General features: G+C 51.4%; 8 protein-coding genes. 4 read left to right on the top strand and 4 right to left on the bottom strand.

Annotation, left to right across the window (positions count from 1 at the left end; translation table 11 throughout):
- Positions 1 to 209, top strand: a 209-nt coding sequence (locus AACY11_RS27760; protein ID WP_339496243.1) for a hypothetical protein, incomplete at its 5' end; no start/stop codon positions are given.
- Positions 210 to 284: 75 nt separating this feature from the next.
- On the opposite strand, the gene AACY11_RS27755 is transcribed toward AACY11_RS27760, so the two are convergent.
- Entirely contained in the window at positions 285 to 2,930 is a 2,646-nt protein-coding gene (locus AACY11_RS27755) for an AAA family ATPase (RefSeq protein ID WP_339496242.1), read from the bottom strand.
- A gap of 838 nt (positions 2,931 to 3,768) precedes the next feature.
- On the opposite strand from AACY11_RS27755, the gene AACY11_RS27750 reads away from it, so the two are divergent.
- Positions 3,769 to 5,268: a hypothetical protein gene (locus tag AACY11_RS27750; RefSeq protein WP_339496241.1), complete on the top strand. Its 1,500-nt coding sequence runs from the start codon at positions 3,769 to 3,771 to the stop codon at positions 5,266 to 5,268.
- 237 nt (positions 5,269 to 5,505) lie between these two features.
- Here the strand turns inward: AACY11_RS27750 and AACY11_RS27745 are convergent, their stop codons facing one another.
- The 3 genes from AACY11_RS27745 to AACY11_RS27735 form a co-directional block, all read right to left on the bottom strand.
- On the bottom strand, positions 5,506 to 5,889 hold the full coding sequence (locus AACY11_RS27745) for a hypothetical protein (RefSeq protein ID WP_339496239.1): 384 nt from the start codon (positions 5,887 to 5,889) through the stop codon (positions 5,506 to 5,508).
- Positions 5,890 to 5,980: 91 nt separating this feature from the next.
- A complete protein-coding gene (locus AACY11_RS27740; RefSeq protein ID WP_445261991.1) occupies positions 5,981 to 6,271 on the bottom strand; it encodes a hypothetical protein in 291 nt (96 codons plus the stop codon).
- Positions 6,272 to 6,481: 210 nt separating this feature from the next.
- Complete coding sequence (locus AACY11_RS27735; protein ID WP_339496237.1) at positions 6,482 to 6,877, bottom strand: DUF6957 family protein; 396 nt, start codon at positions 6,875 to 6,877, stop codon at positions 6,482 to 6,484.
- Between the two features lie 94 nt (positions 6,878 to 6,971).
- Between AACY11_RS27735 and AACY11_RS27730 the strand changes: the two genes are divergently transcribed.
- Positions 6,972 to 7,469 carry a helix-turn-helix transcriptional regulator gene (locus AACY11_RS27730; RefSeq protein ID WP_339496236.1) on the top strand — a complete coding sequence of 166 codons (498 nt, stop codon included), beginning with the start codon at positions 6,972 to 6,974 and terminating at the stop codon, positions 7,467 to 7,469.
- Between the two features lie 295 nt (positions 7,470 to 7,764).
- A partial coding sequence (locus AACY11_RS28570) for a transposase (protein ID WP_445261992.1) occupies positions 7,765 to 7,882 on the top strand: 118 nt, incomplete at its 3' end.

Raw genomic sequence — 7,882 nt, 5'->3', positions numbered from 1 at the left:
AACATTTCCATGCTGATCACCCTGTGTTCTCCTGCTCAAAAAGTGAGCAGAAGCAGTTGAACACCTGGGTCAGTTTTCAGTCGGCAGAACAGCCTCTACTGGGTCAGTTTTCGGTCAGCGGCAACAGCACTACCGACAAGAAATACCTGAGTCTCCCTATATGGAGCGCCCCGATCAGGGATCTGATCCAATTGATCGAAACGTCGTAATGGTGGCAAGAAAGGCCGCTGATATTCTTGAGTTTGGTGTTTGAGCGCGGTCAAGGTTTAACGTGCCACAGTCGCTTATCTCACACGCAGTTGCAGAGCGTTTAGCGACTCAAGAGTCCGCACTACCAATTCCACCACACCAACGTCGAAGTCCTCGCGATTTGCTTCCTCGTGGGTGCCCTTGTTCAGATACAACCAAACCAAGGACTGCTCGGGTATACCCAAGATATGGTCTAGAGCTTGGATAATTGGCGCCTTGTCAGCATGCTCGAAATTCGGCGCCCCCCTCAGCTTCGCTCTGATTCCTTCACATAGATTACGGAGCGCAGGTTCTGCCCCAGAGCCTGCGATCTTCAAAGTGAGCATGCCTTGATCACAGCGCCCTAGCCATCCCCATACCTTGCTGCTAAGCATCTCCAACGCCTGTCGCGAAGCACCCAAGGCCGCTCTATCATCACCTCGCTCAACAGCCGCACGGGCATTGAGCAGATAGGACAGAGTCATAGCATTTCCTAGGACGCGAGGATGGTAGTTTCCACTGTGATGCCTGAACGCATAAGCAGCCCAGTGTTCTGGCGCGACGTGGTTCTGGATGTCCTTGATGAATTCGTTGCTGTGACAGGTCACGATGATTTGCGTGCCCGTGAAACGGTCGCTTTCAAATATCGTCTCTCGTATGCCCTGGCGGTGTTCATGATCGATAGCGTTAATGGCATCGTCGAAAACGATCACCGGGGCTCTGATACTCAAGCTTTTTGCTAACAAAATAGAAAGCCCCAAACATCTGACGTGACCCTCACTGAGAATCTGCAGCGCGTCGACGCGAGCATCAGGTGTGCCACGAAAGCTCAATTCGATACGCCCCTCCCCTGTCACCGGCAGATACAGGGCTGACAACTTGTCTGCGTCCAAGTCTCGCACGTTGAACTCGTTGTAAAGCTCTAGCGAGAGGGCATTTAGGCCGGCCATCAGAGTGCCAGGTAGTTCGGTACGGTAACGACGCAACAGATTCAAAAACTGATCGTAGGCGTTGCGTATGCGTGTATCGCGGGCAATTGCTTCCCCCTCCTCGGCAACCTGCTGGATAAGCGGTGCGTTATCAGCAGCGAACGCCGCGATCCTACCTCTGGCATCAGCGATTGCCTGCAAGGTTTGCTGACGATTGGAGGCTAATGTCGTGACACCAATGCGAGCTTGATTAAGCCTGTCGCGTTCGTTGATTAGGCCTTGGCGATCATTAAGGATCACTTGAGATGCGACATCACGCGCCTCGAGTTCAGTTGCCCAATCAACTGCTCTCTGGGCTAACGACTTTCCTGTTTCGTCAGGATGAAAACCATCCACCCACCATGCTCGCTGAACATCGACACCTGGATCCGCAAGATAGCGTTGCACAGGTAAAGGGCTTTGAACGGTTGCTCCTACACGTTGTGCGAAGGTAGCCAGAAGCATCCGCAATGCTTCCGACGCAGCGTTCCGTGTAACGATTGCAGTTCGCTGACGAGCTTGCAGCTCAGCCAGCTCCCTCAAACCTGCCAGGCCATCGTTGGCCTTTTGATAGGGATTGTGGAGGGCGCGATAGTCGCCGGTAAGCGGGGTATCACAGGCAGGACAGTGATCGCCAACGACCTGTTGAAGACCTAGGACAGCTGTGTATAGATCCTGAAATGAGATGTCGTTACTGCGCTGTGCCAACTGAACTTCAAGATCATTCAGAGCCCTTTGCGCCGTTTCCGCTGCGCTGTAGGCCTCAATGAGAGCAGCAGCACTCACTCCGAAAATTGTAGGGGCTGGCTGGTTGATCGCTTGCTCAAGCTCCTGCAGCCGCCCTGGATGTTCTGCGCTGCCAATGGCAGCCAAAAGCTGCGCATAACTCATTCCAGGACTATAGGCATTGGCGTAGTTGAGCTCTGCCTGAGCATGTCGGAGTAACGAAGCGCCCTCATCCGCAACGGTTGCATTGTCTTGATTCAAGGTCGCTTGCTTGGCCAACAGCTCTTGGTTTTTGACAGCCACCAACCTTAATTGGCCCTCCATAGAATCATTGAAGTGCCCAACGAAATCATTGAACTGATCCATACCGAAGAGAGCGGCTATTAGCTCTGTTTTCTGACCCGCAGGCTTCGCGGCTATGCGAGAGAATGCATCTATTCGATTCTTCTCGACGAAGCAGAAACGGTACGCGTCTGCGTCTGCCATCACAGGTACCTGCCGGCCATCAAAATCCGTTGCGAGTAATACTGGCCGGGCAAAACGGCCCTCGTGCGAGTTGGAAAGATAACGGTCGGCTGCAATCCGCTTGATGTCCCCCTCGTCCACAGTTCCGAGCAAGGCAAACTCCAGCGCTTCGCACAGGCTAGTTTTCCCGCTGCCATTTGGGCCGTAAAACATGACGATCCGCTTTTGCAGTTCAAAAGGCTCAGGGTGTCTGAAGCCTCGAAATGGCCCAACGATAAGATGATGAAGCTTACGAAATGGCCAATCAGCTCGTGCTTCCACTGCCTGGGCCGCAGGCTCATCAGGTGACACGCCTAATAGCAATCGACGAGCAAATTCGCTCAGCACGGAAGATCGCTGGCTACGCTGCCGCGAGCTCGCGGCAATAGCGGGGAAATTTGCCAAGATCATATTGGCAAACCGACGTGCGTCTTCGGAAGCCCTTAGTTCTGGGCGGTGGAGCCAATGAACGAACTGCTGGAAATCCTGCAATGCCGACGTCATCCATTCCTCCCGGCGCTGCACATGAGCGCACTGGCTCACAATACATCGACCAGCAAAACACGCATACACCTGCCATCGATGTACATTTGTTTGGGCATGAGTCCCGCATAGTGAAGAGAAGCATCAGCTGAGAGGAGCGGCCCGACAGGGCCACGACTTAGCCCCTCGTTGTTTAGCCTTGCCAATCAGCAGGTAGCACATCATGTCGCTGGCGCCCGAAAATAAAGATCCCAATCTTTTTCGAATACCTTCAAATTGGCTTCGCTCCCGACCAGCCAGTTACTGTTGCCGACAAATGGTCACCCTCAGCAAAATCTCGCTTGACCTCGCTTGAAAAAATGAGTGTGATGACGTCAACTTAGATCCCCGCGCCAGGTGTGAACGTGGACTTATCTACTGAACGAGCCATCGCTGAACTCCAAGAGATCGCTGATCGTCTCTTGGAAAGCGGTGGGCCAGTGGATGATCATACTCCGGACTTCTTTGCCGAGGGGGGAACGGGTCTCCCTGGCTTCATAGACCACATCCGCGCGTCACTAGATAGAGCTCAAGAATATGCGCGACGCTGCAAGGCGAATTTTGCAGTACACTTCGAGCATTTCAAGAAGCAATTCAAGCTAGTTCGACGTGCTCAATTTCTTCTTTCCAAGTTAGTGGGCATAGATCTCCATGCCCTTGTAACCCGTATCCGCTTATTTTTCTCTCGCCTAGTTTGCATCCGAGTACCCCTCTTCAAATACGGGCCAGAGCTCGCTTATTATCGCCACCGCCTCCGCCAAAAAATCAATGGTTAGAATCTATATTTCACACTGATTGATTTTTATAGGGGATGGTCACGATGATCACCGACTTCAATGATATTTCCGAAGATTTAGCTAAAGCCATCAAATACAATGGCGACCTATTTGCCATTGAAGAATTAGGCTCTGATTTTGAAGAGCACTTATTGAGCAACGCCATAAACACATTCGACCACCTTGCAAACCTAGCCAACCAGCGTTATTTCTATAACGTAGGACGAGAGTTGAAATTCGGGATAATAAACTCCTATAAATTCAACGCATTTGCCTCGGTCGGCAAAGAGAACATTGACTTTATCGGCGTCAACATTGGCACCATACAGTTACTATCCTCAATATTCACTCGCCTATTAAGTCATGAACTTATGTTCAAGACGGTTGGCGACCCCAGCATCGAAACACGGGCGGGGCATTCCCCATACATACCAACAGTTGCAGCCCCCGACGACTTCAAACCTCAGAAAACGAACTGTAGCATAAGAACCGCTTTCGCAAAGCATCTTGCACTAACAGCGCTTACTGTTATTTTTTCTCATGAAATATCTCACATACGAAAAGGACATTCGCACGTCAAGAATGCGATCAAATCAAAAACTCGCCAACCGCTCACTGCCATAGAATATCAGGCCTTAGAGTTAGATGCAGACTGGGGTGCCACAGAGTTGACACTAGAGCACATGGATTTCATCCGAAATGCACGAGCTAAGTGCAAGGTTGAGTCGAATGACGCCCTCGGTATTTCTTGGCGAGCATTTTATGAAGATCCAATCGAAACCATGAGGTTTGTCTTTTTTGCAAATTACTTCCCTCTTAGGATCACGAGCGGAAACCACTGGCATCCAGACACTCAACGTCCGATAGGTCAACCTCTACCTCCATTCAGAATGGGGCTACTGGTACTCTCGTATGCAGACCTTATGGAGTCATACTGTGGCCTGTCTAATGAGCAAGCCCGCGCCCACGCTGAGCAATGGTGTTTGGAGGCAGAAAAAGCTTACGCAGACTTCCAAGTCCCTACTGGCGAGGGTGAGTTAGACTTGACGGGCATAAAAGCCTTTTTTAAGAATGGCGGCAATTATCTAGGGACGGTTCATGAGACATTAGAAAATATGCAGAGCGAACTCAGCGCTTATGCATTACCTGAAGTCATCTGCCCGCGCCCCTCAGAAGCACATAACTCTAGCTATGTGGCACTTAGAGGAAGTCAGAATGGCAATCCTGTACTGGCCATTCTAGAGAGCAAACTTTGTGAAAAACTTAGCAACTCGGTAAACATGCAGTGCTTCTCTTTAAACAGAGATGGTACATCCATGTTCCCATTCTCCATAAGATACACATCTGAATTCCAAGGTGACCCAATTGCTGAATCACTAGCCTACGACGGACTGAATAGGGTGAGGATGACTGGGATAATTGACAACTTCGAGCAAGTAGATCTCAAGGAATTTAAGGGCGAAGACCCATTGCTTGAATGGTCTTTTCAGCACTGCACTTCAGCCAAGCTTAAATGCGACATTCTGAACCTACTCCGAAGCTAAACTGACAGCGGGGACTTTGGCAAGGCATTGATCTATATTGATGTTTTGCCGGAGTATTATTTGTTAAAGTTTAAAGCCTCATTCACAAATTTGACGCACCAGCTTTTTATTTACGTAAATATCATATTCTGTATGCATGCTTTCAGTTCGATGCGAATGGTAATTTTCCTTGATACAAGATGGCGGGATATCGTGCCCTACCCATGGTTCGGCGAATACAACTGTACCTCTGAACTACTACTGCAGGATACGCGGAGTCAAGTGGTGCTGCCCTTTCGAGACCCGCAAATAGTCACGCAGGGACGCTCGCCCATTACCCCTCTGAAACGTCGCTAGTACGTACCGTGAGTTCTCCGTCGTCATCACCCAAAACCTCCCCTCACGTTCGACCTTGACCACATCAGAAGTCCTGATCAGGTGACCATCGCCAAACCGCCCATACTGGTCTTTACGCTTGTGGCCAAAAACCACACCTATGCCTACACGAGCCCTGATGGAAACACCGCAGAGATAGGCGGTCACTGGCGCATCGAAGCCTTGCTCCTGAGCTTTTATAATTCGCTTGAGATCAAAATCTGTATGGCGCTTTCCGTGAAAATTGACATCAATGGTGTCGAGCATATATGCGCTCCAATGGGCAGTCCATATGGCGTTATCAGGAATCTCCCACGCAACCAGAGGTGCTGGTATCGTGCGGAATTCTTGGTAAATTTCAGGCAGATCGAATCATGCTTGAGAGAAAGACGGGCCTCAGGTTGGCCAGCGCTTCAATCTTGAAATCTCGCTGGTGTGAGGTGTGATACACCGCCCCTTTAGCCACTTCCAGCAAGCAAACCTCAGAACCAGACCTGTCCTCACCTACGGTTACTCTGGTTAACCGTTCCATCTGCCAGCCTCCGGACTTATTCATCCAAGATGGCGTCACAGCCATAATCTCGGTGATAGCTAAATCCACACCTTGGCTTACCAACATTTTTTGAAGCTGGTGGGTATCGTCAATCATCACCGCGCACTCGCTGAGCCGACCCTCGTTTTCGACGCTAAGGGTTAAGTGATACCAAGGCGTTCGGAGCAGCCTTGAGACTCCACGCCAATGGGACACGCCCTCCCCGAACATTCCTGGGACGCCTATCAGGTCGTTGTCTAAGGTTCTGAACATGTGTCGCCTCAAACTGCTGGAGCACGTCAGTTGCCCAGCAGAACCGGTGGGTAATCAGAAAAGAGAAAATATCGCGTCGATAGAAGCAGACTTACGATGGCCTGGCCCGAGCAATACGTAGACCGTGTTGCGTGTTTCGAATAGGTAGCCTTCTTTGAAAGCGGTGCCCATGCTTGAGCGCACCCAATGACCTGGTTCGAAACGCCGCTGCTCGTCATCCACAACTTTGTGGGCAAACATAAACATTGGTTGGCAGCCTGCGGCGGTAACTTTCGCTCGCTCTTCGTCGGTGACGATGGCGTCTAGGATTGTCCATTCTTCAACGGCGCAGAGGGGCATCCATTTGTAGCGCTTTCTGGCCAACGCGACGGCTTCGTCGAGGGAAAGCTCGGAGCCCATTAAACTGATACCAGGATCACCCAGCAGACCGTCCTCGATGATCCCATCCACGGCCCACCCCCTCTCTGTCAATATCCAATAATTAGTAGCTGAGGCATACTACCGCCACGACCACCAATATATCTGTTTGTGTGGCGGCAGGCAAATGCGACATACCGTCTCCTTTTATTGGGATAGTGAAATGTCGCTGCGCAAATCTTATGCAGCAGTAGTTCAACTGCTTCGCACTCAGAAAGGTCTATCTCAGGCAGGTCTTTCGGGCTCCGTCACGCAAACGCACGTGAGCGAGCTAGAGCAAGGAAAAAGCTCAGCGACCGTCGATATGACTGCCCGCCTCGCCTTAGCGCTGAACGTAGAGCCGATCACGTTGCTGGCACTCACTGTTGCATCCCATGAGAAGCGCACGGTGCGTGAAGCTCTTCTGGCTGCGCTGGCCGAAGCAGAAGGCTTAGGGCTAGCGGATGCCCTACTCCCATCAGAGCCACAAGCCCTTGCCGCGCCCAGTGTCGTGGGAGCCAGGAAGAAATGGTTGGCAGTGCAGGAGCTTAAGGAGCGTGGGCTCAGTCAGTCCCAAGCGGCGAAAGAGCTCGGACTGCCAGAAAGCACCTTGAGGCGGCTGTGGCATCAAACAAATACCAACTGACGGAAGAAGACTGCGTTCTATCAACCGTTACCAGCATCGAAGCTACTGCCCCATCTTTAAATAAGACGTGATCGCTCAGCAGCCTATTCCTGAACGGCGGGAGGGAAACTCCCCCGACAGCAGCCTTGTGGCGCCTCGGCTTAAGCACTTTCAAGAGCGCCTTCTAGTTGACGGAGCTTTCTCATGGAAGCGGTGTAAGCGTCTGGCCAAGTCACCTTCAAAACTCCAGCATTAAGGGCGATGGTGTCCGCGTATTTTTAAGCGGACACCATCGCCCTTAATCGCCAGGATTTTCATGCGCCAACGAAGCTCTTATCCCAAACCGTTCAAAGCCCAGGTCGTTCAGGAATGCCTTCAGCCCGGCGCCACCGTTTCAAGCGTCGCCATCGCTCACGGCATCAACGCCAACGTCA

It is taken from the genome of Pseudomonas sp. RA_105y_Pfl2_P56 (assembly GCF_963970845.1).
GTDB classification, from domain to species: Bacteria; Pseudomonadota; Gammaproteobacteria; order Pseudomonadales; family Pseudomonadaceae; genus Aquipseudomonas; species Aquipseudomonas baetica_A.
This window is presented reverse-complemented; position numbering and strand designations above follow the sequence as displayed.

Bases quoted from the DNA above. Each gene is read 5' to 3' on its own strand.
- AACY11_RS27755 (WP_339496242.1), bottom strand. From the start codon at position 2,930: ATGACGTCGGCATTGCAGGATTTCCAGCAGTTCGTTCATTGGCTCCAC.
- AACY11_RS27750 (WP_339496241.1), top strand. From the start codon at position 3,769: ATGATCACCGACTTCAATGATATTTCCGAAGATTTAGCTAAAGCCATC.
- AACY11_RS27745 (WP_339496239.1), bottom strand. From the start codon at position 5,889: ATGCTCGACACCATTGATGTCAATTTTCACGGAAAGCGCCATACAGAT.
- AACY11_RS27740 (WP_445261991.1), bottom strand. From the start codon at position 6,271: ATGATTGACGATACCCACCAGCTTCAAAAAATGTTGGTAAGCCAAGGT.
- AACY11_RS27730 (WP_339496236.1), top strand. From the start codon at position 6,972: ATGCGACATACCGTCTCCTTTTATTGGGATAGTGAAATGTCGCTGCGC.